The sequence below is a fragment of the Chryseobacterium oncorhynchi genome, from assembly GCF_002899895.1.
GTDB classification, from domain to species: Bacteria; Bacteroidota; Bacteroidia; order Flavobacteriales; family Weeksellaceae; genus Chryseobacterium; species Chryseobacterium oncorhynchi.
In genome coordinates this window covers 69,149-94,568 of the sequence record NZ_PPEI02000005.1, presented here as the reverse complement: position 1 = coordinate 94,568, position 25,420 = coordinate 69,149, and the positions used below count along the sequence as shown (strand labels likewise).

Below are 25,420 nucleotides of genomic sequence, written 5' to 3'. Positions count from 1 at the left end.
AATTATTTTTTCTCAGGAACGTAGTTGATGATGATTCTTTGGTTAGAATTCAGATACTTTTTAGCTGCATTTTGCAGATCTTGCTTTGTAATAGACCTGTAAATGTCAATTTCTTTATTGATAAGATTTGTATTTCCCATCAATACGTGATTGGTTGCTAAAGAAGCTGCGATACCCTGAATGCTTGAATTTTGATTGACAAACTGATTTTCAAACTGGTTCTGAATCTTCTGATAATCTTCATCAGAAATTAAAGTGGTCTGAAGCTTTTTGATCTCAGCATCAATGTCAGTTTGTAGAGTCTGCTTGGTAGTCTGTCCCATTGGAATCGCAAAAAATGCGAAAATACTATAATCTTCAAGCCCCTGGTTAAAGGCAGCTACCTGAAGTGCTTTTTTATCCTGATCTACCAGTTTTTTGTATAAAACAGAAGATTTACCATTACTTAAATAAGAAGAAAGCATATCTAGAACATACGCATCTTTTTCTTTATTGGCAGGAGTTCTGTAAGCAAAAACATAGGCAGGAAGCTGAATGTTTGGGTCAGTTGCTGTAACTTCTTTTTCCTGAGTGATGGGGGCATCCTTAGGGAAATCCTTTGGATAAACAGTTCCTTTTGGAATAGCTCCATAATATTCTGCAATCCACTTCTTAGTCTGTTCAGGTTTAATATCTCCTGCTACGACTAAAGTTGCATTGTTAGGAACATAGAATTTTTTATAAAAAGCCTGGAACTCTTCAAGTTTAGCGGCATTCAGATCCTCCATAGAGCCAATGGTAGGCCAGTTATAAGGGTGATTGGTAAACAAATTCTTTTGAATGGTTGAAAAAAGGTTCCCATAAGGCTGGTTGTCCATTCTCAATCTTTTCTCCTCTTTTACCACCTCTCTTTGTGTATCTACTCCAACCTGATTGATCTCGGCATGGCGCATTCTTTCAGATTCCATCCAAAGTCCAAGTTGTTCGTTGTTGGATGGGAAAGTTTCATAATAATAGGTTCTGTCGTTGGTTGTATTGGCGTTATTGTCACCACCATTTGAAGATACGATCTTAAACCATTCGCCTCTCTTAATATTAGGGGTTCCTTCAAATAAAAGGTGTTCAAAGAAGTGTGCAAAACCAGTTCTTCCCTTTACTTCATCCTTTGCACCTACATGATACATTACTCCTGTTGTTACTACCGGAGCTGAATTATCCTGATGAAGAATTACATGAAGACCATTGGGAAGATCATACTCTTCGAATTTTATTTGCTGTGCATTCAGCATAAGCCCGAAGAAAGCTACGGCCGCAGCAGAAATAAGACGTTTTTTCATAAAGTTTGAAATTGTTTATCAATTAGTAGAAAAAGTGAATTAAATGTTACATAAATAGGTGTCAGAACTTAGATATTAAAGGGTGGAAGTTAGAAACAATGTGTTGAAGAGTTTTATTTTCAAATGAAAAAGACCTCCGTTTCAATAGCTGGCGACGCTAATATTTAGCTTCTAATGTTTAACTTCTCTAATCAAAATTTGAATTCTCCTTTGAATACATTAATTTTGTGTTCCCAAAATTTTTTGCAGTATGGATTATTTGAAAGGACTCAACGAATCACAATATGAAGCCGTTACCTCTTTACAAGGACCTTTGATGGTGCTTGCGGGAGCTGGTTCCGGAAAAACACGTGTGCTTACCATGCGTATAGCCCATTTAATACACAATGGAATAGACCCTTTCAATATCCTTGCCCTTACCTTTACCAATAAAGCGGCCCGTGAAATGAAAGAGCGTATCGCAAAGGTAGTAGGAGACAGCAATGCAAGAAGCCTTTGGATGGGAACTTTTCACTCTGTTTTTGCAAGAATTCTAAGAATTGAAGCTCACTATCTTGGTTATCCGTCTAATTTTACCATTTATGATCAGCAGGATGCATTGAATGTGATCAAAAAGGTTCTGAAAGACATGAACATTGATGCTGATCTTTACAAGCCCAAAAAAGTTCAGGCCAGAATTTCAACCTACAAAAACAATTTGATTACTGTAAAGGCCTATTTCAATAATCCGGAACTGATGGAAGCTGATGAAAAGGCGAACATGAAATTTATCGGACAGATTTATCAAAGATACGTGGATGCTTGTTTCAGAAATGGGTCTATGGATTTTGATGATCTATTGTTAAAAACCAATGAGCTATTGACCCGTTTCCCTGAGGCGCTTGCGAAATATCAGGACAGGTTCAGATATATCATGGTAGATGAGTACCAGGATACCAACCATTCTCAATATCTTATTGTAAAAGCATTGGCTTCAAAATTTGAGAATATTTGTGTGGTGGGAGATGATGCGCAATCTATTTATTCATTCCGTGGAGCAAATATCTACAACATCCTGAATTTTAAAAAGGATTATCCGGATGCTATTACAGTATCCCTGGAACAGAACTATCGTTCGACCCAAAATATCGTGAATGCAGCCAATGTTGTCATTGCGAAAAACTTGCAGCAGTTTAAGAAAAATGTCTTCAGTGATAATGAAGAAGGAGACAAAATTAAAATATACCGTTCTTTATCAGATGCTGATGAGGCCAACTTTGTAGCCGGAAATATCTGGGAACTTCGTAACCGTGATCAGAGAAAATACAGCGATTTTGCTATTTTATACAGGACAAACTCTCAGACCAGAGCATTTGAAGATGCCTTAAGACGTAAAAATATTCCTTACAAGGTATATGGAGGTCTTTCATTTTATCAAAGAAAAGAGGTTAAAGATTTAATAGGATACCTGCGTCTTTTAATTAATGAAAATGATTCTGAGGCATTGATGAGAATCATAAATTATCCTACAAGAGGAATTGGAGAAACCACTCAGAATAAACTGATTGTTTTTGCAGATGCACAAAACGTTTCTATCTCAAAGGTATTGGATAATTTACCGATGTATGCTCCTCAGTTGGGCTTAAATAATGGTGTTTTAAACAAATTAAACGATTTTTGGTCTATGATCAAAGCGTTTCAAGTACTACTAAAGACTGAAACTGCCTACAGCGTTGCCATGGAGGTTGCAAAACGAAGCGGTTTAATCAAGTTTTTAAAGGATGACCAGACGCCAGAAGGAATTTCAAGAGTAGAAAACGTTCAGGAATTGATGAACTCTATGCAAGGGTTTATTGAAGAACAGATGCAGCTGGAAGATGGAGATCCAAGTCTTTCTAATTTCCTTGAAAACATTGCCCTTTCAGCAGATACACAGGATAAAAACCTTGAAGATGATATGGTTTCATTGATGACCATTCACCTTTCAAAAGGATTGGAATTCCCGGTGGTACATTTGGTGGGTCTTGAAGAGAATCTTTTCCCGAGTTTTATGAGCTCTGCAACGAGAGAAGATCTTGAAGAAGAAAGACGATTGTTCTATGTAGCATTAACAAGGGCAGAAAAGCAAGTGTTTTTCTCCTATGCAGTGTCACGTTTTCAATGGGGGAAAATTACAGATGCTGAACCATCAAGGTTCCTAAGCGAGATTGATGATGAATATATTGAGTTTCTTAATCCTGTACTGGAGAAAAGATTTATCAACAATTCAGGGGTGAGATCCAATATTTTTGATGAGCATCCATCTGAGCAGAAAGCTTTCAAAAAAGTTGAGAAAAAGACCATTGACAGAGGAGATAATTCTACACCGGCTCCTGAACAGAGAAAATTAAAACCTGTGAGCACGGCAAAAATCATTAATCCAAGCGGAGCTTCCTCTCAGGATATTGAAGTTGGAGATAAGGTGAGACATGATCGTTTCGGAATAGGACAAGTTTCTTTTCTGGATGGTACTGATCCTCAAAATATTAAAGCAAAAGTTGTTTTCATACATGAAGGAGAGAAAAACCTAATTCTGAAATATGCTAAACTGACTAAGATCTAAGCTAAAAATAACATAAAAAAAGGCGGACTCAATTTTTTGGGTTCGCCTTTTTTTTGTTAAAATCAATATAGTTTACTTTAAAAGTAGTATTTTTAATAAGGGATAGAAATAAACAATCAATATTTTTTATAAAAACAAAGTCTATTGGTTTTGTAGACTAATAAATAAGTTTTACATTTGCGCTCTGTAAAAAAACATAAATGTTCAATTAATTGAGTAAACTATATGAAAAATAAGAAAACTATTCTTTCCGCTTCTGTTTTATTTTTCCTAGGAGTATTTACCTACGGTCAGGAAAAAGACAGTATAAAAACAAATAAAGACAAAATCAATAATGTAGAAGAAGTTGTGGTACTGGGTTCAAGAGCCGGGGCAAGATCTAAGATAGACAGTCCGGTTCCTGTAGATGTCTTCAATCTAAAGGAAGCTTCTGTAATTCTTCCACAATCTAACATTGGACAGATATTAAATGCCATTGCACCATCTTTTACTTCTACGGTTCAGACCAATTCGGATGGTACAGACCATTTGGATCCTGCTCAGTTGAGAGGATTAGGGCCAGATCAGGTATTGGTATTGGTTAATGGAAAAAGAAGGCATACTTCAGCATTGGTGAATGTGAACGGAACACCAGGAAGAGGAACCGTAGGAACCGACCTGAATGCTATTCCATCCTTTGCTTTAAACAGAATAGAAGTCCTTAGGGATGGAGCTGCAGCGCAATATGGATCAGACGCTATTGCCGGAGTAATGAACCTTGAACTTAAAAGAGATACAGGAAAACTGGCGGGCCAGATCAGCTATGGAGGAAATTTAACGCCTACAGCCAATGATCATACAGGAAATTTTGACGGCCAGAATATTCAGTTGGATCTGAATTATGGAAATAAAATAGGTACAAAAGGTGGTTTCTTTAACATCACCTGGTCATCTCAGTTCAGAAACCCTACGTACAGAGCCGGAACAGAGAACGGTCCTATTTATAATGCTTATAATGCCATTGAACAACGTGCACTGAATGACGGAGTGAACCTTTCATCTCTTTTCAGCGATATTAAAGATACTCCCAATTCACAGCAGATCGTAAATTACGTTCATCAGTATGCACAGAATGTAAGCTATTTTTCTCCGGATTTGCAAAATGCTATCCAGGGAGCTAATACCATTTCAGGATTACAAAATGTTTTGAAATCTGCCAACTTTACCAGAGATCAACTTAATTATTTTACTGATCAGGAGTTGGCTTACAGAGGGCAAACGAGAAAGGATTTTAATATGCAGGTAGGGCAGTCTAAACTTAATAATCACCAGCTTTTTGTGAATGCTGAGATACCTGTAAGTGACAACTGGAAAGTGTATACTTTTGGTGGTTACAGTTTAAGACATGGTACTTCCGGAGGATTTTACAGAAGACCAAGCGAAAGCAGAACATTTACAGGATTATACCCTAGTGGTTATCTTCCGCAAATTGGAACAGATATTCAGGATATCTCATTGGCCGCAGGAATTAAAGGAAAGTGGGATGGATGGCATATTGACTTCAGTAATACTTTTGGACAAAACTCTTTCACGTATAATATAGGAAATACCGGAAATACTTCTCTAAGGTTTGCTTCACCAAATGAGTTTGATGCTGGTGGGCTGAGGTTTACTCAAAATACAATCAATTTAGATTTCTCTAAAAAATATGATGCATTTGAAGGATTGAATGTAGCATTTGGAGGAGAGCATCGCTTTGAAAATTTTAAAATGACAGCAGGAGAAGAAGCTTCATACACTACCTATGACCAATATGGAAATATATGGGATGGAGATGCTGCAAAAAGACCTACTGATTTCTTCGGCGCAGCACTTCCTGGAGGATCGCAGGTGTTTAATGGGTTTAGACCGGAAAATGCAGTGAACAAAAACAGACAGTCAGTAGCTGCCTATGCAGATGTTGAATTTAACTTCACCAACTGGCTTTTGGTAGATGCAGCAGCGAGATATGAAAATTATTCAGATTTCGGTTCTACTTTCAATTATAAATTGGCTTCAAGAATTAAGGTTGCTCCTAACTTTAATGTAAGATTGGCAGGTTCTACAGGGTTTAGAGCGCCATCTATTCACCAGATTTATTATAACGTGACTTCTACGCTGTTTGTAACCTCACCACAGCTTCCTAATGGAGTACTTTTGGATGTAGGAACATTTAGCAATGATTCTGAGGTTGCAGGAGCATTAGGAATGCCAAAACTGAAGCAGGAAACTTCAAAATCTGCAAGTGTAGGGTTTACCTATAAAATTCCATCCGTGAACTTAACGTTCACTGCAGACGGTTATTTTACAAGAATCAACAACAGAGTTCTCCTTACAGATCAATTCTTAAAAGCAGGTGTTCCTGATGCCGCAAAACAAATCTATGAGAAACTAAACATCAATGCTGCTCAGTTCTTTACCAATGCTATTGATACTGAAACGAAAGGTGTAGACGTTGTTATTTCTCACAATGCAAGATTTTCTGGTATAAAACTGGATAATAACTTTGCAATAAACCTTAACCAGACCAAGCAGGTTGGGAATATTCATTCCTCAGGATTATTACAGTCTCCGGAGTTAGAAAAGGTTTATTTTTCCGAAAAATCAAGAGTTTATCTGGAAGAAGCAGTGCCAAGAGTAAAAGCCAGCCTTTCTCACACATTGACATGGAAAGGTGCTAGTTTCTATCTAAGAAATACTTATTTTGGAAAAGTAACAGGGGCAGATGTTCTTGATGCCAATGGAGACGGAATTATAGAATTTAATGAACACCAGAAAATAGGAGATAAGATTATTACTGATCTTTCCGTAGCCTATCAGTTTACAAAAAATATAGGATTGACTTTGGGGGTAAACAATCTGTTTGATATTTATCCTACTAAAAATCTTCCTGCATCCAGTAACAATGATCAGTTTGTCTACTCACGTTCCACCTCACAGTTCGGTCAGAACGGAAGGTATGTGTTCTCCAGACTTAATTTCAATTTTTAAATAAAATAACAGATAATGCTTATAAAAAAACAGTTCAGAATTTCTGAACTGTTTTTTCTTTATTATAATGAGTCTTATCTTTCTACCAGCTCCTTTACCGCTTCACCATAATGGTCAATTTCGGTTGTATCGATCTTAAGTAGTTGATACCACTTTCTGAAAGCTCCTATAAATACAATAAGCATAAGAATCATTGCCGTTGCGGCTAAAACGGCCAGTAAATACTGTCCTTTAGGAATATAGATAGCGGTCACCTGAATATAACCTGCCCAGAATGTTATCCCCGCCATGAAAACTCCAGGAATAGCTGAACATAAAGCATATTTCCCTCTTTTCATCCTTATCAACATTGTTGTACAGACGATAAGTCCGCAGGCAGCGAGCAACTGATTACTGATTCCAAATAACGGCCAGATACTGTTTACATTTCCGGTGTACACCAGATATCCCCATGCAAATGTGAAAAGAAGACTGCTGATAATAATTCCCGGAATCCAATTTTTATCATTAAATTTTGGAACAACAGAGCCTAGCATTTCTTGTAAAAAAAAGCGTCCAACCCTTGTCCCCGCATCAATAGCAGTAAGAATAAATACAGCTTCAAACATAATTGCAAAATTATACCAATATGCTGTCAGCTGATCCATATAAGGGATCTTATTAAAGATATGAGCCATTCCTACAGCCAGAGATACCGCCCCTCCGGTTCTGCCATATAGATCAATACCTATTTTCTGTGAATAATAATCAATATCTACACCGTGTAGGGAAGGATGTGCTGCAAGAAATGAATCATAAGCTTCTTTGGGAGTATTGATTGCAAAATAATCACCAGGCATTAGGGTACAGGCAGCAATAAGCGCCATCAATGCTACAAAACCTTCTACTAGCATGGCTCCGTAGCCTACGAAAAGAATTTCTCTTTCTTTATTAAGCATTTTCGGAGTTGTGCCCGTAGCAATCACAGCATGGAAGCCGGAAATCGCTCCACAGGCAATCACAATGAATATAAAAGGAAGTACCGGACCTCCAATAATAGGACCACCACCATTTACAAAAGCTGTAATAGCCGGCATCTGTATGGTAGGATGAATAACAATTACTCCAATAGCCAGCATAATAATAGTTCCTATCTTTAAATAAGTCGAAAGATAATCTCTTGGCACCAAAAGAAGCCATACCGGTAATACAGAAGCAATAAAACCATATAGCGGAATCGCTATGGAAATTGTTTTAATATCCCAGGAAAACAGATTATTTATCGTAGCATTCTGCATTAGGCTGTGTCCCCCGATAATTCCGGCAATCAAAAGAATACCTCCAAGAATACTTGCGAAAAGAACACTGTTTTTTTTATAGCGCATGATGAGTCCCATAATAATAGCAATGGGCATGGTAATGATTACTGTAAAAAGAGACCATGAAGCTTCATGCATCGCATTGATACAAGCTAATGATAAACCTGCCAGCGTAAGGATCAGAATGAAAAGGATGGCAAAACCTGCTACAGTTCCTGTTGCTTTTCCTATTTCTTTGGAAGCAATAGTGGCAAGACTCTGCCCCTTATGTCTTACAGAAGCAAAGAGTACAATCATATCGTGTACTCCGCCTCCCAGAACACAGCCTATCAATATCCATAATGCACCGGGAAGATATCCAAATTGTGCCGCAAGAACAGGCCCTACCAAAGGCCCTGCCGCTGCAATAGCCGCAAAGTGATGCCCGAAAAGTACATTTTTATTGGTGGCAACATAATCTTTACCATCTGCAAATTCTACGGCGGGGGTCATATTCCCGTCATTAAGTCGGAGAACTTTATTGGCAATAAAAATACCATAAAAGCGGTAAGCTATCGCAAAAATAAGAACAGATACAAATATGAGAGTAAGCGCATTGATATTATTTAAAGATTCCATATTGCTTGTTTTTATTGATAAATAATTAAATTATAGGCTTTTTTATTATTAATAATTTAAATAATAGCCAAGGTAATTAATTCTCAATTAAGAAATATCAATATGTATATCAATCTAGCAAATTTTCTATATTGTTTTATTTATTAATTTGATTTTCAATATTTTATATTTTATTTAAATAATATGATGTATATTATTTTTTCTGGGAAAGAATGAAATCTACCATCTGGTCTGTAAGTTGATCCAGATAAGCTTTATCAGTAGTACCAAAGCCATGTACACCTCCGTCTACGATGATCAGAGAGTTCTGTATTTTGGCTCTGTTTAATTTTCTGTGAAGCTTTTTAGATTGGTTTAAAGGAACAATTTTGTCATTATTTCCCTGAACAATTAAAGTAGGTACACCTCCAGAAACAAAATTAACGGGAGATATGGTTTCAAGATAATTAATGGCTCTTTCCTGGTTTTTTTTAAGATTATATCCTGAAAGTCCTTTCACTAGATTCTGCTGTAAACTGACAATCTTTTTTGACATTAATCCAATCATAGCGACCGGTATTGTTCCTAATTTTGTGTGGAAAAGCTTATTCAGATCTGCAGGACCATAATGATCAATTACATAATTTACTTTAGCAGAATAAGAAGAAAGCTCAGGATTACCCAAATAAGTATTGTCCGGAGTGTAAGCAGCAAGCAAAGAGAGGTGAGCTCCCGCTGAGGCACCAAATAACCCAATATTATTTGTGTCAAAATGATATTGCTCTGCATTTTTTCTTACCCATCTTATAGCATCTTTGGTATCCTCCAATGGCAAAGGAAAATGAGTACTGTCATTCAGAAGAGTATAATTAATACTGATCACAGCATATTGCTTTGCCATCAGCTTAGCAATGGTAGTTTCAACATAATTGTCTGAGTGGATTATTTTATCTCCTTCTATCCATCCACCACCATGAACATAGATTAGTACTGGAAGCAATTGACCTGAAGTAACATTTTTGGGGGTGAAAACGTCCAGTTTTACTGCATTTCCTTTTCTGTTGGTTTTATAGACAATATCTTCAGATAGATTGGCTATTTCAGGAAGTAATGTACTTTTTACAGAAGGAGCCTGGTTAGGAACTTGTGAGAAGCTCTGCGAAAAAAATAAATGAGAAGAGCTAAAGAATAAAACAAAAAACAGGTTTGTGAAAAACCTGTAGATTGATATGTTGTTTATAAATGATTTCATAGTGAAATTTTTTTAAGAAATATGTTACTTTACTAACTCCTCAAAAAGTTTACCAAAAGTGATATTTAGATCCCTTGATTTTCCGGGATGAGGTCTTGAAGTTTGTACAACAGCACTTCTTACAGCGGTCAGCCAGCGAAAACGTTCAGGAATATCGAGCTGTGCAATAGGTCCGCCATCTTTCTCTCCGTGAGCAATTTTCTGAAAGATTTCCAGATTTTGAATGACATCCTCATAATCCAGTTTGCTGTGCATCAGCTTGAATTTATCAGGGCATAAATAAAATTCAACCTTAATGAATTTTTCCTTTTTAGAAAACATCACCAGCCCTATATTGAAAAACTCCTCTCTCTCAACTTTAGGCACCAGGCGTATTACCGCATATTCATATATTTTATCCTCTTGCATTTTTCGCTTCGTTTACAAAGATTGAAGAATTTTCTAATCGGGTTTTCAGAAACTGAAAATAAATCTCACGAATTTCATCAGGAGTCTCATCAGCGTCATTCCATTGTAACCAGTCCTCAGGAATTGAATTAACAATGTCTCTGAAAAGGGTATCATTCAATACCTCATGAGCAAATTTATCCGCTTCATCCAGCATTTTAGCTTTAGGAAGAAGTACATGGTCTTTCACATATTTGAATGGAGTCTTTGCTGCAGCATCAAAGTTCTGCCACGAATGGTGAAAATAGAACGAGGCTCCATTATCAATAATCCAAAGTTCCTTATGCCACATCAGCATATTGGTATTCCTAAACGTACGATCAATATTGGTAATAAATGCATCCAACCATACGATTTTTGATGCCAGAAGAGGATCAACATTTACACTGGGGTCATAGGTGATAGAACCTGAAAGATAATGCAGTCCCAAGTTCAGACCCTCAGAAAATTTTAAGAGATCCTGTATTTCTTCATCAGCTTCTGTTCTTCCGAAATCAGCTTCCAGATTTACAAAAACCAGTTCAGGGATCTTTAATCCAAGGGCTTCTGTAATCTTTCCTCCCAAAAGTTCGGAGATAAGCATTTTTACCCCATGGCCGGCACCACGGAATTTTAAGACATATTTAAAATCATCATCAGCTTCTGCCAGAGCAGGAAGTGAACCTCCCTCCCTCAGTGGCAGAATGTAACGCGTTACGGTTACTGTTCTTAAATTCTGCATGAAGCAAAAATAAGGTTATTTTTTAATAATCTTTTTAGTGAATTCCTTTTCTCACGTTTTATACAGGAAATAATAAGAATTGCTTACAAAAAATACACTTCGGATCCTATTGGATTTAAAATAAAAGAAGAAGTTATTAAGGAAAAGCAGAGTTTTTTTCATAAATTTCCATTATCAAACACCTTAAATATAAAAGATATTTATTGACCTATGAATTTGATTAATGAAAAGAATATACCTATTGAAAATAAGGAAACAAGAAGCTTTCTTGCTGATGCTTTTTATAAAGATACCTTACAAAAACTTCCCTTAGTGATATTTGTTCACGGATATAAAGGCTACAAAGACTGGGGTGCCTGGAATCTGATGGCAGAAAAGTTTGCTGAAGCAGGATTTTTCTTTGTGAAGTTTAATTTTTCGCATAACGGAACAACGATGAATGATCCCTATAACTTTGGAGATCTTGAAGCTTTTGGTAATAATAATTATTCTAAAGAGCTTTCTGACCTTGGAGCTGTTATTGATCATTTTACTAAAGATCCTCATGTGGATGATGAAAAAATTGTTTTGATAGGACACAGCAGAGGAGGAGGGGTTTCCATCATTAAGACTTTTGAAGATGAAAGAATCAATGGCTTGATTACATTAGCAAGTGTGGATACATTAGACCGTTTTCCTAAAGGAGAGGCTTTTGAAAACTGGAAAAAACATGGAGTATACTACGCCATTAATGGTCGCACAAAGCAGGAGATGCCTCATTACTATCAGTTTTATGAAAATTATGAGCAGAATATTCATCGCTTTGATGTTGAAAGAGCAACAGAAATGGCCAAAGCTCATATGCTGATTATTCATGGAACAGAGGACGAAGCAGTGGAGGTAAAACAGGCAGAACATCTTCACCTTCTTCATCCCAATTCCGAACTGTTTCTGATTGAAAATGCTAACCATACTTTCGGAGCGAAAGAGCCATGGACAAATGCTGATTTACCAAAAGATTTACATAGCGTAACCGAAAGATGTATTGATTTTATAAAAGAAAAATTGAAATAAAACGTTTAAAACTGCGTTGTTATAAATTAACCACCATAACAGTATAATTATGAAAAGAATTATTGCAGGTGCATTTGCGCTTTCATTATGTGTTGTTTCATGTAAAAAAGAAACAAAAACAGAATCTTCTGTAAGCAACGATACTTTGGCTACAGTAACGCCTAAGGATTCCGTGACGACACCCAAAACAGATTCGGTTGCAACAACACCTTCTTCTGCTTCAGGAACAATGAATATTATTACCAAAAATGTGGATAAGTATCCTCATGACATTAAGTTCTTCGAAGATAAAGGCATCACAGAAAGATTGAAAAAACTTGTCGGGACTCAATATGATGAGATGGTAAAGAATTTCAATGTAGAAGGGCCTATTTCTTCAGAAAATGGAATTTATAAGCTGACAGGTTGTAAGCAGCATGACTGTCCGGGATATGCGACAAGCATTTATTACGATTCTAAAAATGATAATTTGAATGTTTCCATTGATAAGGACGGTAATATTTCAGATTTCAATGAAAAAGGAAAAATTCCAGGTACTGAAAAGAAATAAAATCTTTTAATAAGCATAGAAAGTAAAAAGAAGCCTGAAATGTCAGGCTTCTTTTTATATTATTTTATGGTAAGTACAACCCATGCTTCTTCAACTTTGCTTTCCAGAAGTAATTTCTGGGCATCAGTATGAATGTTTTCATCAGCATGGAAATCTCCTGCAGGTAAAACCTCAGTATTGGCAAGCATTCCAAGATCATTCCCTGTGAATACTTTACTGTACTTAATAGCATCCGGAAGAAGATCAAACCCAATTCCTTTGGTGACCAAGGGTTTTGGAACCTCAAAAAGGCTGTTTTCATTACTTCTGGAATACCAGTTGCCACCTAGTCGGGCCACCATATCCAGTTTTTTCTGATCCAGATTTCCTGCTTCATTCAGATATTCTTCCCTGATGTGAATCTTCTGAACCTCACAGATTACCAGATTACCAGCACCACCCTGATCTCCCAAAGATTTTACTTCTAAAACCTTGCATTCAAAGTTAACAGGACATTCTTCAATAAGTTTTGGCTTCACAAGATCTGCATCTTTCATCGTGAGACCAGATTTTATAAACTCATTTACTCCGGTTTCATATTCTGTAGATGCCAGAGAAATTTGCTGTACAATTGGAAAATTTACTGTTCCAATCACAACCTCCTGAACTTCCAAAACATTTTCTAAAGTATGTTTCGTTGTATTGTCACGTACTCTCCTTGATGGCGAAAAGATCAAGATCGGAGGAACTGTACTGAACATATTGAAAAAACTGAATGGAGATAAATTATTGTTACCGTCTTTATCTACCGTAGAAGCCAATGCAATAGGACGTGGTGAAACGGCTGTTTGCATGATTGTCTGTAGCTGTACGGAGGTTATTTCAGAGGGGATTACTGTTTTCATATTTTTATTTAACCACAAAAGTCACAAAAGTTTTAAGTAAAATAGCTTTAATCTTTAAAGTTTAAAAAAGCATATCGTAATATTTATTCACAAAGGTTTCTTGTCCTTCGTGATATAGATTTTTCACATTAAAATTGACTAAAATGCCTTTGGGTTTCTTCATTAAGTTAATATAGTTAAGAAGTTGAGCTCTATGAATATCATTAAGCTTTTCAACTGACTTTAATTCTACCACAACTAGGTCTTCAATCAAAAAGTCGCAAAAGAAATCACAGTTAATTTCTTTTCCTTTATAATGTACCGGAACTTTCAGTTCAGATTTAAAACTAATATTTCTTAATCTAAATTCTTCTTCCAGACATTTATGATATACGCTTTCCAATAAACCAGGCCCTAGAATTTTGTGAACTTCTATGCATGCTCCGTTTATTTTATAGGTCAAATCTGTTAAAAATGACTGCGTAATCATAAATTCTTTTGTGACTTTTGTGGTGAAAAACTAAAGTGTTGGGATAATTTTACCAGAAACTTCACCGAAACCTACTCTTACACCATCTTTTTCAGCCCAAGCTTTCATGGTAACTGTATCATTATCTTCAATGAATTTTCTTTCTTCACCGTTGCTTAATGATAAAGGATTTTGACCTCTCCATGTTAATTCCATCATAGAACCGAAAGACTTAGGATCACTTCCTGAGATCGTTCCGCTTGCATACATATCACCCACTTCCATGTTGCATCCGTTGATGGTATGATGAGCTAATTGCTGTGCCATGTTCCAGTACATATATTTGTAGTTGCTTTCACAGACTAGGTTTTGCTCTCCGTTTTCAGGTTGGATATATACTTCAAGGTTGATATCGTAATTTTTGTCACCTTCAAATTTTAAATACTCCAAAACCTCAGGATCCTGTGTAGGAGAAAAAGTTCTGAATGGTTCTAAAGCCTCAAGAGTAACTACCCATGGAGAAATAGACGAACCGAAGTTTTTCGCAAGGAAAGGCCCAAGCGGAGCATATTCCCAAGCTTGAATATCTCTTGCAGACCAGTCGTTGAAAACAACCATTCCGAAGATGGCATCTTCAGCATCTTTAGTAGAAATACTTTCTCCCATCTCCGTATTTTTGTTGATGATGAAAGCCATTTCCAATTCAAAATCTAATTGCTTGCAAGGCCCGAAAATAGGTTTGTCTGCGTCAGCAGGTTTCATCTGACCTTTTGGACGGTTGATTTCCGTTTCTGAAACAACGATAGAAGAAGCTCTTCCGTGGTAACCTACCGGTAAATGCTTCCAGTTAGGTAATAAAGCGTTAGCTGGATCACGCAACATTTTTCCTACATTGGTAGCGTGTTCAATGCTGCTATAGAAGTCTGTGTAATTCGGGATGTGAACAGGCATCATCATTTTTACCTTGTCGAGGTCATAAAATGCATCTTCAATAGTTTTTTGGTCTTTTGATAATGCCGAACCTTCCTGAAGTAATGTCTGGATTTTTGTACGAACAGCATTGGTAACAGGTTTACCCAATTCAATAAATTCATTGATGGTGTAGGCTTCAAAAACATTGTCGTCCAATCCTTCAATATCATCAAAATAACCAAGATCATAAAGGGTTGCAAGGTCAATAACCTGATCTCCGATTCTGGTGCAGCAGCCGATATATTCTTTGTTGAAAACTGCAACTCCGAAAGGAATATTATGTATAGAAAAATCCGAATTTGAGGAATAGTCTACAAATGATTTCATAAGTTTAGATTTAAATTAGATTAGATATCATCCTGAGAAGTTTCCCCAAGATGTTTATTTTGCCTTTTTCGAGTAAGATTCTTCATCAATCCATCGGTCTCGGGTATTAACATCGATGAGGTAGAGAATATTGTCTTGTTTTGTCAGCAATAGAGTTTTAGTAACAGGCATTGGGATTTTTTTACCCTCCAGCACATTTGCTCTTAAGGAAACGATATTCTTTTTTCTGACAATATCACCGGTAAAAACATTGGAGCTGCTTTCGCCAGTAGCTTTATCATCGAAAACCTCTACATAAGTAGCATTATTTCCTTTGATAACAATAAAATCTCTTTCTGTATGGTCTGTCTCATCTTTAATGAAAACAAACTTTTTGTTGTCGATATTTACACTTTCAAGATTTTGATTGATGCCTCTTCTTGCTTCAAGTCTGTCTAGAATTGAGTTCAATGATCCATATTGTGCTTTTAGGCCTAATGTTCCAAAGAATAAAATTCCGATTATAATTTTTTTCATATGTTGTGTTTTATAAAAAAAGTTTTGCCAGAATTCTGAATTCTGACAAAACTGCTATTCTTAATGTAAAATTAAAGATTACCTCTTCTTTCCTGCTCTCTTTCCAATGCTTCGAATAAAGCCTTGAAGTTTCCGGCACCAAAACTTTGTGCGCCATGTCTTTCAATGATTTCGAAGAATAGGGTAGGACGGTCTTCTACAGGCTTAGTAAAGATCTGTAATAGATATCCTTCTTCATCATGATCAATAAGTATACCTAAGTCCTGAAGTTTTTTAAGATCTTCATCAATATGACCTACTCTTTCAGGAACCATGTTATAGTATGCTTCTGGTGGAGCAGAAAGGAACTCTACGCCACGTTTTTTCAATTCAGTTACAGTGTGGATAATATCTTTAGTAGCAACTGCAATGTGTTGTACTCCTTCACCTTCATAAAAATCAAGGTATTCTTCTACCTGAGATTTCTTTTTACCTTCTGCCGGTTCATTGATAGGGAACTTTGCAAAACCGTTTCCGTTTGACATTACTTTAGACATCAATGCCGAATATTCTGTGTTGATCTGCTTGTCATCAAAAGAAAGGATATTTACAAATCCCATTACTTTTTCGTACCATTCTACCGTAGGGATCATTCTGTTCCAGTCTACATTTCCTACACAGTGGTCTACATAAAGTAGGCCTGCTTCTTCAGGGTTGTAGTTACTTTCCCATTTTTCATACCCAGGCATGAATGCTCCGTTATAATTTTTTCTTTCAATAAACATGTGAACTGTTTCTCCGTAGGTATAGATTCCGGACATTCTTACTTCACCCTGCTCATCAGTTAAAGTTACAGGCTCTAAATATGGTTTTCCACCTCTTTTAGTAGTTTCTTCAAATGCTGCGTAAGCGTCATCTACCCAAAGTGCCAAAATTTTTACTCCGTCACCATGTTTTTTTACGTGTTCGCTGATAGGAGAGTCAGATGTAAGTCCTGTTGTTAGTACCAATCTGATTTTTCCTTGTTGAAGCACATAAGATGCACGGTCTCTTACTCCTGTTTCAGGACCAGCATAAGCTACAGACTGAAAACCGAAAGCGGTTTTGTAATAATGAGCAGCCTGTTTTGCATTTCCTACATAAAACTCAATGTAATCTGTACCGTTAATTGGTAAGAAATTCTCTGCTTGAGCAATTTTCTCGGCAAATGTAAGTGTTGACATATTTTCTCTTTTACTTTTATTTTATTGGTATGCAAAATACAAAAAACTTGGACATTGCGAAAGTATTACGGCCGATTCATTGAATATATTTAACATAAAGTTCAAGAAGAGTTCACTTAAGTATATTTAAGTTTCTTTAGTTTAAAATCAAGCCCTTACATTTGTATTACAAAAAACAAGTGAGAAAAAAATATTTCGAACATGAAAGCCGCAGATTATCTCTGCGGCTTTCTTATTTTTAGTTGGTTTCTATTTTTCTGTTTAAGCTTCCGGCATCCGGATTGTAATTATCCCAGATTTTCCAGATATTGTCTATTTTTCGGATAAAATAGATCTGTGTACTGAGTTGATTAACGAAATGCTCTTCTCCTGTTTCTCCTACTTTAAATAATAGATTCCAAAATTCTTGAGATTCCAATATTTTTTTGTCCGGTTCATCAGTAACGATGTTAAGATCAAATACTTCATAATTGGAACGGTTGTTTTTGGTTACCAAATGAAAATCTTTGTCACACAGTTCTTTACTGAATTGGGAAACTCTTTCGAGAAATGGAGAATCATCAAATACTAAATCTTTGAAGAGTTCAGTATTATGATTAGGAAACTGTTTGCAAAATTCGAAAGCAGTAGCACAATAGTCATACACCATCTGCGTCACAAATGAATGTTCATCTACTTCTTGTTGATGTTGATGTATATCCCTTACGGAAAGGACATAATCATTAAGATCCTTATGCCCCAAAAAAATGCAGATTTTGTCCAGCGTTTTTAAAAACCTCAGATCACTGTGGGTTTTATCCTGATAGTCATTTTCAAAAAATCGTTGTAAGGTAACATGCGAAATAGTATTACCAATTTCGAATTTTTTACCGCCTTTAAGTTCTTCTGATTCAGATAGTTCGTTTTTAATAATTTCGGAAAGAATAATATAATGGCTTCTCTTCCATTCATTCACATTCCCCAAAACAGAATTCCTTACTTTAGAATGCTTTGCAACTTCTTCTCGTATCGAATTATATATAGTCTTCAAATTCCTTGTTTTAGAAAGAGTTTTATCAAAAATACTGCCAAAATGTTAAGGCTTTTTTGTGAATTATTTGATAGAGTTAAATATATGTTTTTTAATTTTAAATAAAAAAAGATATTTGAAATATTAACAGTTGATTATCAGTGCTTAAATCTTTCATAGGCTGCTCTTTCAAGCATCTCCCTGTCATCAGGATGTGCAATGCTGATAAGTTCTTGTGCTCTTTGACGTAGGTTTTTTCCATACAGATAGGCTGTTCCATACTCTGTAACGACATAGTGAATATGTCCTCTTGTGGTTACAACACCTGCTCCTTGCTTCAGGAAAGGGACAATTCTTGAGATTCCTTTTTTTGTTCTTGCTGTTATAGCAATGATAGGTTTTCCATCATCACTCAATGCTGCACCACGCATAAAGTCCATTTGTCCTCCAATACCGCTGTATTGTAAAGTTCCGATAGAATCTGCGCATACCTGTCCTGTAAGGTCAATTTCTATAGCTGAGTTAATGGCAACCAGTTTTTTGTTCTTCATGATGTTGATTGGAAAGTTAACTTCACTTACATCTCTGAATGCAAAAACAGTATTGTCATCTACATAATCATAGAGCTTTCTGGTTCCAAAACAGAAGCTGGTAATGGTTTTATTATCGTTATAGCCTTTGTATTTATTGTTGATAACATCATTTTGGATAAGATCAATCACTCCGTCACTCAGCATTTCGGTGTGAATTCCCAGATCTTTGTGGTTGCTTAAACATTTTAAAACGGCATCAGGAATGGTTCCTATACCCATTTGAAGAGTAGATTTATCCTCAATAAGATCTGCTACATTTTTTCCTACAAGCATTTCTTCAGGACCTACTTTTGAGCTGTAATCTACGGTTGGAAGTTCTTCTTCATGCCAAACCAGTTTATGAATTCTGCTGATATGGATCATTCCGTCTCCGTGGGTTCTCGGCATTCTTGGGTTAACAAGGGCAACAATTGTTTTTGCTGTATCAACGGCAGCTCTTGCAATATCCACTGATGTTCCCAATGTACAAAAACCATGTCTGTCCGGTGGGGAAACTGTTACCAGCGCAACATCCAGAGGAAGAATGTTTTTTCTGAATAAAATTGGGATCTCACTTAGAAATACCGGTACAAAATCTCCTCTGTCAGAGTTTACTGCATCACGTACAGGAGTTGAGACGAATAAAGAATTGATAAAGAATTTGTCTTTGTATTCGGGTTTTGCAATCTCTACATTTCCCTGTTGGGTAATGGATACCATTTCTACATTTTCTAATCGGTGTGATTGTCTTGCTACCTCGTCAATCAGGAAATTGGGAGTACATGCACTACCGTGAAAAAATACACGGTTACCGCTTTTGATCGTATATATTGCTTCTTCTGCGCTTATGTAATTTTGCATATTTTACTTTTTTAATAATATTCATGACAGGGGGTTGATATTATCTTTTTGTCTCATAAAATACCTATCTTCTATCAAAGATAATCTTTATAATCCTTACTTATTCTAAATATTTCACAGATATTAGAAGACTTTTGTCATATCGGCTGAAGAAATAAATGTATAAAAAAGAAAGGACCAAATGCATGGCATTCGGTCCTTTTCATAGGGGTAATGATATTCCTAATTAGGAACTTCAATATCTGTTGTTTGTTTCATGCTTCCTGTTTCGGAGAATCGCAAATGCCAGCTGAATGCTTCTTCCAGCAAATGAGGAGTGTGACCACCTCTTTCACATGCTCTGTCGAAATAAGACTGCAATTCTTCCCTATAATCAGGGTGTACACAATTATCAATAATCTTCTGTGCTCTTTCTCTAGGAGCCAGTCCTCTTAAGTCAGCCAATCCGACATCTGTAACCAAGATATCTACATCATGCTCTGTGTGGTCTGTATGAGAAACCATTGGCAGAACGTGAGAGATATTATTTCCTTTGGATGCAGCCTGTGTTACGAAAATACTTAAGTAGGCATTTCTGGCAAAGTCTCCAGAACCTCCAATTCCGTTCATTATTTTTGTTCCTCCGATATGCGTAGAGTTTACATTTCCATAAATATCAAATTCAATAGCGGTATTTATAGCGATAACTCCTAATCTTCTGATAAGTCCAGGAGTGTTGGAGATATTCTGAGGTCTTAAAACAAATTTGTCTTTATATTTTGAAAGATTTCCTAAAACTCTTTCATAGCATTCCTTGGAAACGGTAATAGATGATGCTGAAGCAAAACTCAATTTACCGGAATCTATCAAGTCAAATGTACTATCCTGAAGCACTTCGGAAAACATTGTAAGATCATAAAAATTACTATCCTTGAAGCCTGTTAGAACTGCATTAGCAACCTTACCGATACCCGCCTGTAGGGGAAGTAATCGATCTGTAAGACGACCTAAACGAACTTCATTCTCGAAGAAACCAAGAAGATGCTGGGCAATAGCTGTTGTCTTTTCATCTGGTTCTGCAATGTCTGCAGGGCTGTCTTTAAGATTGGTGAAAACAATGGCTTCAATTTTATTAGGATCTACAGGAATACTTTTTCTTCCGATCTTGTTCCATGGAGCTACAATGGGAATAACGTTTCTGTAAGGATAATCTTCAGCCTGGTAGATGTCATGAATTCCATAAACCTCTTCGGGAACCTCCGTATTAATCTCGATGATTATCTTTTTAGCCAAAGCTGCAAACGTTACAGAATTTCCTACAGAGGTGGTAGGAACAATACTTCCATCTCTTTCAATATAGGCTGCTTCAATAATTGCTACGTCAATGCTTTGAAGGTTTTTGGTGTGAAGAAGCTCGGCACTTTCACTTAAATGCTGGTCGATGAAGAGAATTTCACCATTGTTGATTTTGTTTCTTAAGATTGGATCTACCTGAAACGGCATCCTTTTCTTCAATACATTAGCTTCTGCTAATTTCCCATCAGTACCGTGCCCTAATGATGCACCGGTCATTAAAGTGACCTTCAGGTCTTCCGTTTTTCCTCTTTCGGCAAGTGCTGGCAGTATAGCCTTACTGTCGCCTGCCTTTGTAAAGCCGCTAGATCCTATGATCATACCGTCTTTAATCATTTTTACAGCATTTTCAGCTGTTGTTACCTTTTGGTGTAGACTTTCTAATCTGATTCTTTCTAACATGTAATATTGATTTTTATTTAACCACCATTACTTAGGGTTTGTTATGAAAATAATGATGATTATAGATGTTAACCATGCCTCACAAATTTACGAAAAAAGACGCTTTAAATAAAGGATTTAAAGCGTCTTTTGTATGTAATTAGTAATACTTTTATATAAAATTGTTTAGGCTCTTTACTATTGTGACTTTTGTACTTGATCTGAAAGAGTTAAAACTGTTTATTTCCAAGATGAAATTATTCTAACCATGAAGTTTTATAAGATGGATCTTCCACTTTTAAGGCTTCTTCCGTAATTTTTAAAGGACGGAAAGGATCTACCATTACGGCATATTCCTCAGTGAACTTTTTACCGATACTTCTTTCCATGGCACCTGGATGAGGTCCATGTACAATTCCGCCTGGGTGAAGAGTGAAGTCCATAAGATCAATATGGTTACGGCTCATGAAGTCTCCCTCTGTGTAGAACAACACTTCATCAGAATCAATATTGGAGTGGTTATAAGGAGCAGGAACCGCCAATGGGTGATAGTCGTACATTCTTGCACAGAATGAACAAACTACAAAATTGTGTCCCTCAAAATTCTGGTGAACCGGTGGGGGTTGGTGAATTCTTCCGGTAATAGGTTCAAAGTTTTTAATATTGAATTTATAAGGATAAAAATATCCGTCCCAGCCTACCACATCAAATGGGTGTGTTGCATAGATGAAGTCTGTAATCTGGTTTTCTTTTTTTACTTTAATTAAAAATTCTCCTTTTTCATCTACCGGCTCTTTGAAAACGGGAGCAATCATATCTCTTTCGCAGAATGGAGAATGTTCCAGAAGTTGCCCGAATTCATTTCTGTATCTCTTCGGAGTATAAATAGGAGAGTGGCTTTCCAGTACAAAGAATACAGTATCGTCAGACTTAAGTTCTACCTGATAAATTGTACCTCTTGGAATAATGAGATAATCACCGGTTACAAATTCAAGATCTCCTATAAAAGTTTTTAAAATTCCGGTTCCCTGATGAACGTATAAAAGCTCATCACATTCTGCATTTTTATAGAAATAATCCATTGATTTTCTTGGCTTTGCCAATCCCATTTTCAGGTCATTATTCATCAAAAGGATCTTTCTGCTGTCCATAAAATCATCTTCAGGAGTTACATTCATTCCCTTAAACATTCTTGGAGCAACATTTTTTTCCACCGCAATCTTGGGAGTTACATCTTTCGGTTCTCCGATTGATTTGATCTGTGTAGGACGGTGAATATGGTATAACAGAGAAGAAATACCGTGAAAGCCCTCTGTTCCGAAAAGCTGTTCATAGTAAAATTTATCCTCTGGAGACTTAAAGATAGTATGCCTTTTTGGTGGGATGTTTCCCGCTAGATGATATCTCATTTTACTTTCATATGTAGTTTCTCAAATTTAATCATTTTTCATGAATTGAATTCATCAAATATTTTTCAGCAAGTTTTGTAATTCAAAAATAATTGTTAGATTTGTCTAACAATTTTAATTTCATGAAGCGAATATTATTTTCTATTACTTTTCTATCTTCCTATTGTTTTGCACAGGAGACGGATAGTTTAAGTTTAAATCAACATAAAAACACAGATTCTACAAAGGTTTTCAAGAAAGAGATCAAGACGAGTAATATTGAGGATGTAGTGGTAACTGGTACTATAAAGCCAATGAGCAGATCCAAAAGTCCGGTTGCAGTGGAAATCTACAACCAGAAATTTTTTCAGAAAAACCCGACGCCAAGTATTTTTGAGGCTATTGCGATGGTCAATGGAGTAAAACCACAGCTGAACTGTTCCGTGTGCAATACAGGAGATATTCATATCAACGGACTGGAAGGACCATACACCATGATCCTGATTGACGGGATGCCAATTGTAAGTTCTCTTTCCACAGTATATGGACTGAGCGGAATTCCCAATAGCCTTGTGGATAGAATAGAAGTGGTAAAGGGTCCTGCATCTTCTATCTATGGCTCTGAAGCAATGGGTGGAGTGATTAATATTATCACCAAAAATGCACTGACAGCCCCTCAACTAAGTGTAGATATGATGACCAGTACGTGGAGTGAGAATAATCTTGATCTTTCTACAAAGTTTAATGTAGGAAAGAATGCTGCTTCATTGTTAAGTTTAAATTATTTCAGCTTTCAGGAAAGAATAGATCAGAATAAAGATAATTTCGCTGATGCAGCTTTACAAAGCCGAATCTCAGTTTTTAATAAATGGAATTTTAAAAGAAAGGAAAACAGACAGGCAAGCTTTGCCATGAGATATTTGTATGAAGATCGTTTTGGGGGAGAAATGCAATGGAACAAATCTTTCCGTGGAAGTGATCAGGTGTATGGAGAAAGCATTTATACCAATAGAGCAGAAATTTTCGGGTTGTATGAATGGCCTATGAAAGAACATATTGTTACCCAGTTTTCTTACAATTATCATGATCAGAACTCCTTTTACGGATCGAATCCTTTCAATGCTCTGCAGAAAGTGGCTTTTGTGCAAACGTATTGGGACAGAAGTTTCGGTAAGCACGATATTACAGCCGGATTTACATTTAAAAGAACATTCTATGATGATAATACACCGGGAACTTTAGCTTCAGACGGAGTAACCAATGCACCAATGAAGTCTCCGATATGGGGTGCATTTGTTCAGGATCAGTGGGAGATCAATGATAAAAATACCCTGTTATTGGGTTATCGATATGATTATGATAAGGTACATCACTCAGTGCATTCTCCAAGATTAGCTTGGAAGTTTTCACCTAATCCTTATCATACGTTACGATTCAATTTTGGGACAGGATTTAGAGTCGTAAACTTATTTACGGAAGACCATGCAGCATTGACGGGTTCAAGGGAAGTTGTTGTGAAATCAGACCTGAAGCCGGAAAGATCTGTCAACGGAAATTTAAATTACATCTGGAAAATACCTGTAGGAAACCGTATGGTGAATTTGGATGCTTCTGCGTTTTATACTTATTTCAGTAATAAAATCGTTGGTGATTTTGATTCTGACCCGAATAAAATTATTTATGACAACCTTCAAGGGTATGGAATTTCAAGGGGGGCTTCCTTGAATGTAGATTTCAGCTTTTCTTTTCCTTTAAGTGTCAATTTAGGAGTAACCTACCTTGATGTGTATCAGAAATTTGACAATGAAAATCAAAAAACACAGCAGCTACACGCTCCAAAGTGGAGTGGTACCTATAATATTACCTATAAATTTCCGAGTAATCTGACCATAGATTTCACTGGACAGTTTTATGGTCCAATGAGACTTCCCATTTTACCGAATGACTACCGTCCGGAGTATTCACCATTTTATTCTCTGGCGAATATTCAGGTTTCAAAAAGCTTCAAATCCGGATTTGAAGTGTATTGCGGGGTGAAAAACTTATTCAACTTTACTCCTAAAGATCCTCTGATGAGACCGTTTGACCCATTTGATAAACATGTTGATGACCCTGTCAACAACCCTAACCACTATACTTTCGATACAGCCTATGGGTATGCCCCAATGCAAGGTATCAGAGGGTTTCTGGGTGTAAAATATACCCTGAAATGAAAAAAATAGCTTTATTTTTAATGTTAGTGCCCTGTTTTTATCTGTCTCAGATGAAGACAGGCACTTTTTCTGAGCTGGAATTTCTGCAAAAAGAATCTCCAAGACCGGTAGTAATCCATCTTTATACGGATTGGTGTATAGTTTGCAAAATTGAATCCTTTCGTTTAAATAAGGATAAGGATCTTGTTAAAATGATGAATGATAATTTTTATCTGATCAATTTTGAAGCAGAGAAAACAAGGAATAAGATCCATTTTCAAGGGCAGGAATTTGAGTATTTATCCAATGGAAGTTCAGGAATTCATGAACTAGCATTGGCTTTATCAAAAAACAAAAACCAGCCAGTTTATCCTTTGTGGGTATTTCTGGATAAGCATCAGAATCTGGTGTATTATCAGGAAGGACAGATGACGCCTGAAAAAATGACGCAGAAGCTGTTGGAAATTTCTGCTTTGTAATCGGATGGTTTTGGTTGGAAAAACGCAAAGAAG

The 25,420-nt window shown here is 36.4% G+C and carries 20 protein-coding genes; 6 read left to right on the top strand and 14 right to left on the bottom strand.

Annotated elements, in window-relative coordinates; all coding sequences use genetic code 11:
- Positions 1–2: 2 nt before the first annotated feature.
- A complete protein-coding gene (locus tag C1638_RS16240) occupies positions 3–1,316 on the bottom strand; it encodes a M16 family metallopeptidase (RefSeq protein ID WP_109622700.1) in 1,314 nt (437 codons plus the stop codon).
- Between the two features lie 250 nt (positions 1,317–1,566).
- Here C1638_RS16240 and C1638_RS16235 point away from each other — a divergent pair, with 250 nt between their 5' ends.
- Complete coding sequence (locus tag C1638_RS16235; RefSeq protein WP_109622698.1) at positions 1,567–3,897, top strand: ATP-dependent helicase; 2,331 nt, start codon at positions 1,567–1,569, stop codon at positions 3,895–3,897.
- Between the two features lie 225 nt (positions 3,898–4,122).
- Positions 4,123–6,906, top strand: coding sequence for a TonB-dependent receptor plug domain-containing protein (locus C1638_RS16230; protein WP_109622696.1), 2,784 nt, complete (start codon positions 4,123–4,125; stop codon positions 6,904–6,906).
- 74 nt (positions 6,907–6,980) lie between these two features.
- Here C1638_RS16230 and C1638_RS16225 read toward each other — a convergent pair whose 3' ends face one another.
- The 4 genes from C1638_RS16225 to C1638_RS16210 all read right to left on the bottom strand — a co-directional run bounded on the left by C1638_RS16225 (position 6,981) and on the right by C1638_RS16210 (position 11,221).
- On the bottom strand, positions 6,981–8,822 hold the full coding sequence (locus tag C1638_RS16225; protein ID WP_185140438.1) for a carbon starvation CstA family protein: 1,842 nt from the start codon (positions 8,820–8,822) through the stop codon (positions 6,981–6,983).
- A 193-nt stretch (positions 8,823–9,015) separates the two neighbouring features.
- Positions 9,016–10,053 (bottom strand): alpha/beta hydrolase, encoded by a 1,038-nt coding sequence (locus C1638_RS16220; protein WP_109622694.1) that lies wholly within the window; start codon positions 10,051–10,053, stop codon positions 9,016–9,018.
- A 24-nt stretch (positions 10,054–10,077) separates the two neighbouring features.
- Positions 10,078–10,461 carry a DUF3037 domain-containing protein gene (locus C1638_RS16215; protein ID WP_109622692.1) on the bottom strand — a complete coding sequence of 128 codons (384 nt, stop codon included), beginning with the start codon at positions 10,459–10,461 and terminating at the stop codon, positions 10,078–10,080.
- On the bottom strand, positions 10,448–11,221 hold the full coding sequence (locus tag C1638_RS16210; protein WP_109622690.1) for a HipA family kinase: 774 nt from the start codon (positions 11,219–11,221) through the stop codon (positions 10,448–10,450). The genes C1638_RS16215 and C1638_RS16210 overlap by 14 nt, the downstream gene beginning before the upstream one ends.
- Before the next feature lie 210 nt (positions 11,222–11,431).
- On the opposite strand from C1638_RS16210, the gene C1638_RS16205 reads away from it, so the two are divergent.
- Positions 11,432–12,274, top strand: coding sequence for an alpha/beta hydrolase family protein (locus tag C1638_RS16205; RefSeq protein ID WP_109622688.1), 843 nt, complete (start codon positions 11,432–11,434; stop codon positions 12,272–12,274).
- Positions 12,275–12,323: 49 nt separating this feature from the next.
- Positions 12,324–12,824 (top strand): Ivy family c-type lysozyme inhibitor, encoded by a 501-nt coding sequence (locus tag C1638_RS16200; protein WP_109622687.1) that lies wholly within the window; start codon positions 12,324–12,326, stop codon positions 12,822–12,824.
- A 59-nt stretch (positions 12,825–12,883) separates the two neighbouring features.
- On the opposite strand, the gene C1638_RS16195 is transcribed toward C1638_RS16200, so the two are convergent.
- The 9 genes from C1638_RS16195 to C1638_RS16155 form a co-directional block, all read right to left on the bottom strand.
- Complete coding sequence (locus C1638_RS16195; protein WP_109622685.1) at positions 12,884–13,708, bottom strand: flavin reductase family protein; 825 nt, start codon at positions 13,706–13,708, stop codon at positions 12,884–12,886.
- A gap of 61 nt (positions 13,709–13,769) precedes the next feature.
- Positions 13,770–14,177 (bottom strand): GxxExxY protein, encoded by a 408-nt coding sequence (locus tag C1638_RS16190; protein WP_109622683.1) that lies wholly within the window; start codon positions 14,175–14,177, stop codon positions 13,770–13,772.
- A 30-nt stretch (positions 14,178–14,207) separates the two neighbouring features.
- Positions 14,208–15,455 carry a fumarylacetoacetase gene (gene fahA, locus C1638_RS16185; RefSeq protein ID WP_109622680.1) on the bottom strand — a complete coding sequence of 416 codons (1,248 nt, stop codon included), beginning with the start codon at positions 15,453–15,455 and terminating at the stop codon, positions 14,208–14,210.
- A gap of 54 nt (positions 15,456–15,509) precedes the next feature.
- On the bottom strand, positions 15,510–15,971 hold the full coding sequence (locus tag C1638_RS16180; protein WP_109622678.1) for a hypothetical protein: 462 nt from the start codon (positions 15,969–15,971) through the stop codon (positions 15,510–15,512).
- Between the two features lie 71 nt (positions 15,972–16,042).
- A complete protein-coding gene (gene hppD, locus C1638_RS16175) occupies positions 16,043–17,173 on the bottom strand; it encodes a 4-hydroxyphenylpyruvate dioxygenase (protein WP_109622676.1) in 1,131 nt (376 codons plus the stop codon).
- A 238-nt stretch (positions 17,174–17,411) separates the two neighbouring features.
- Positions 17,412–18,203 carry a hypothetical protein gene (locus C1638_RS16170; protein WP_109622669.1) on the bottom strand — a complete coding sequence of 264 codons (792 nt, stop codon included), beginning with the start codon at positions 18,201–18,203 and terminating at the stop codon, positions 17,412–17,414.
- Positions 18,204–18,340: 137 nt separating this feature from the next.
- Positions 18,341–19,615 carry an acetyl-CoA hydrolase/transferase family protein gene (locus tag C1638_RS16165; RefSeq protein ID WP_109622667.1) on the bottom strand — a complete coding sequence of 425 codons (1,275 nt, stop codon included), beginning with the start codon at positions 19,613–19,615 and terminating at the stop codon, positions 18,341–18,343.
- Positions 19,616–19,837: 222 nt separating this feature from the next.
- Positions 19,838–21,349 (bottom strand): succinyl-CoA:acetate CoA-transferase ScpC, encoded by a 1,512-nt coding sequence (scpC, locus tag C1638_RS16160; protein WP_109622665.1) that lies wholly within the window; start codon positions 21,347–21,349, stop codon positions 19,838–19,840.
- 236 nt (positions 21,350–21,585) lie between these two features.
- Positions 21,586–22,737: a homogentisate 1,2-dioxygenase gene (locus C1638_RS16155; RefSeq protein WP_109622664.1), complete on the bottom strand. Its 1,152-nt coding sequence runs from the start codon at positions 22,735–22,737 to the stop codon at positions 21,586–21,588.
- A gap of 122 nt (positions 22,738–22,859) precedes the next feature.
- On the opposite strand from C1638_RS16155, the gene C1638_RS16150 reads away from it, so the two are divergent.
- Both C1638_RS16150 and C1638_RS16145 read left to right on the top strand, forming a co-directional pair.
- Complete coding sequence (locus C1638_RS16150) at positions 22,860–24,929, top strand: TonB-dependent receptor plug domain-containing protein (protein ID WP_109622662.1); 2,070 nt, start codon at positions 22,860–22,862, stop codon at positions 24,927–24,929.
- Entirely contained in the window at positions 24,926–25,387 is a 462-nt protein-coding gene (locus C1638_RS16145; protein ID WP_109622660.1) for a thioredoxin fold domain-containing protein, read from the top strand. Before C1638_RS16150 ends, C1638_RS16145 begins: the two co-directional genes overlap by 4 nt.
- Positions 25,388–25,420 lie beyond the last annotated feature (33 nt).

Excerpts from the sequence above, each read along its gene's own strand:
- C1638_RS16240 (WP_109622700.1), bottom strand. The coding sequence starts at position 1,316 with ATGAAAAAACGTCTTATTTCTGCTGCGGCCGTAGCTTTCTTCGGGCTT.
- C1638_RS16235 (WP_109622698.1), top strand. The coding sequence starts at position 1,567 with ATGGATTATTTGAAAGGACTCAACGAATCACAATATGAAGCCGTTACC.
- C1638_RS16230 (WP_109622696.1), top strand. The coding sequence starts at position 4,123 with ATGAAAAATAAGAAAACTATTCTTTCCGCTTCTGTTTTATTTTTCCTA.
- C1638_RS16225 (WP_185140438.1), bottom strand. The coding sequence starts at position 8,822 with ATGGAATCTTTAAATAATATCAATGCGCTTACTCTCATATTTGTATCT.
- C1638_RS16220 (WP_109622694.1), bottom strand. The coding sequence starts at position 10,053 with ATGAAATCATTTATAAACAACATATCAATCTACAGGTTTTTCACAAAC.
- C1638_RS16215 (WP_109622692.1), bottom strand. The coding sequence starts at position 10,461 with ATGCAAGAGGATAAAATATATGAATATGCGGTAATACGCCTGGTGCCT.
- C1638_RS16210 (WP_109622690.1), bottom strand. The coding sequence starts at position 11,221 with ATGCAGAATTTAAGAACAGTAACCGTAACGCGTTACATTCTGCCACTG.
- C1638_RS16205 (WP_109622688.1), top strand. The coding sequence starts at position 11,432 with ATGAATTTGATTAATGAAAAGAATATACCTATTGAAAATAAGGAAACA.
- C1638_RS16200 (WP_109622687.1), top strand. The coding sequence starts at position 12,324 with ATGAAAAGAATTATTGCAGGTGCATTTGCGCTTTCATTATGTGTTGTT.
- C1638_RS16195 (WP_109622685.1), bottom strand. The coding sequence starts at position 13,708 with ATGAAAACAGTAATCCCCTCTGAAATAACCTCCGTACAGCTACAGACA.
- C1638_RS16190 (WP_109622683.1), bottom strand. The coding sequence starts at position 14,177 with ATGATTACGCAGTCATTTTTAACAGATTTGACCTATAAAATAAACGGA.
- fahA (WP_109622680.1), bottom strand. The coding sequence starts at position 15,455 with ATGAAATCATTTGTAGACTATTCCTCAAATTCGGATTTTTCTATACAT.
- C1638_RS16180 (WP_109622678.1), bottom strand. The coding sequence starts at position 15,971 with ATGAAAAAAATTATAATCGGAATTTTATTCTTTGGAACATTAGGCCTA.
- hppD (WP_109622676.1), bottom strand. The coding sequence starts at position 17,173 with ATGTCAACACTTACATTTGCCGAGAAAATTGCTCAAGCAGAGAATTTC.
- C1638_RS16165 (WP_109622667.1), bottom strand. The coding sequence starts at position 19,615 with ATGCAAAATTACATAAGCGCAGAAGAAGCAATATATACGATCAAAAGC.
- scpC (WP_109622665.1), bottom strand. The coding sequence starts at position 21,349 with ATGTTAGAAAGAATCAGATTAGAAAGTCTACACCAAAAGGTAACAACA.
- C1638_RS16155 (WP_109622664.1), bottom strand. The coding sequence starts at position 22,737 with ATGAGATATCATCTAGCGGGAAACATCCCACCAAAAAGGCATACTATC.
- C1638_RS16150 (WP_109622662.1), top strand. The coding sequence starts at position 22,860 with ATGAAGCGAATATTATTTTCTATTACTTTTCTATCTTCCTATTGTTTT.
- C1638_RS16145 (WP_109622660.1), top strand. The coding sequence starts at position 24,926 with ATGAAAAAAATAGCTTTATTTTTAATGTTAGTGCCCTGTTTTTATCTG.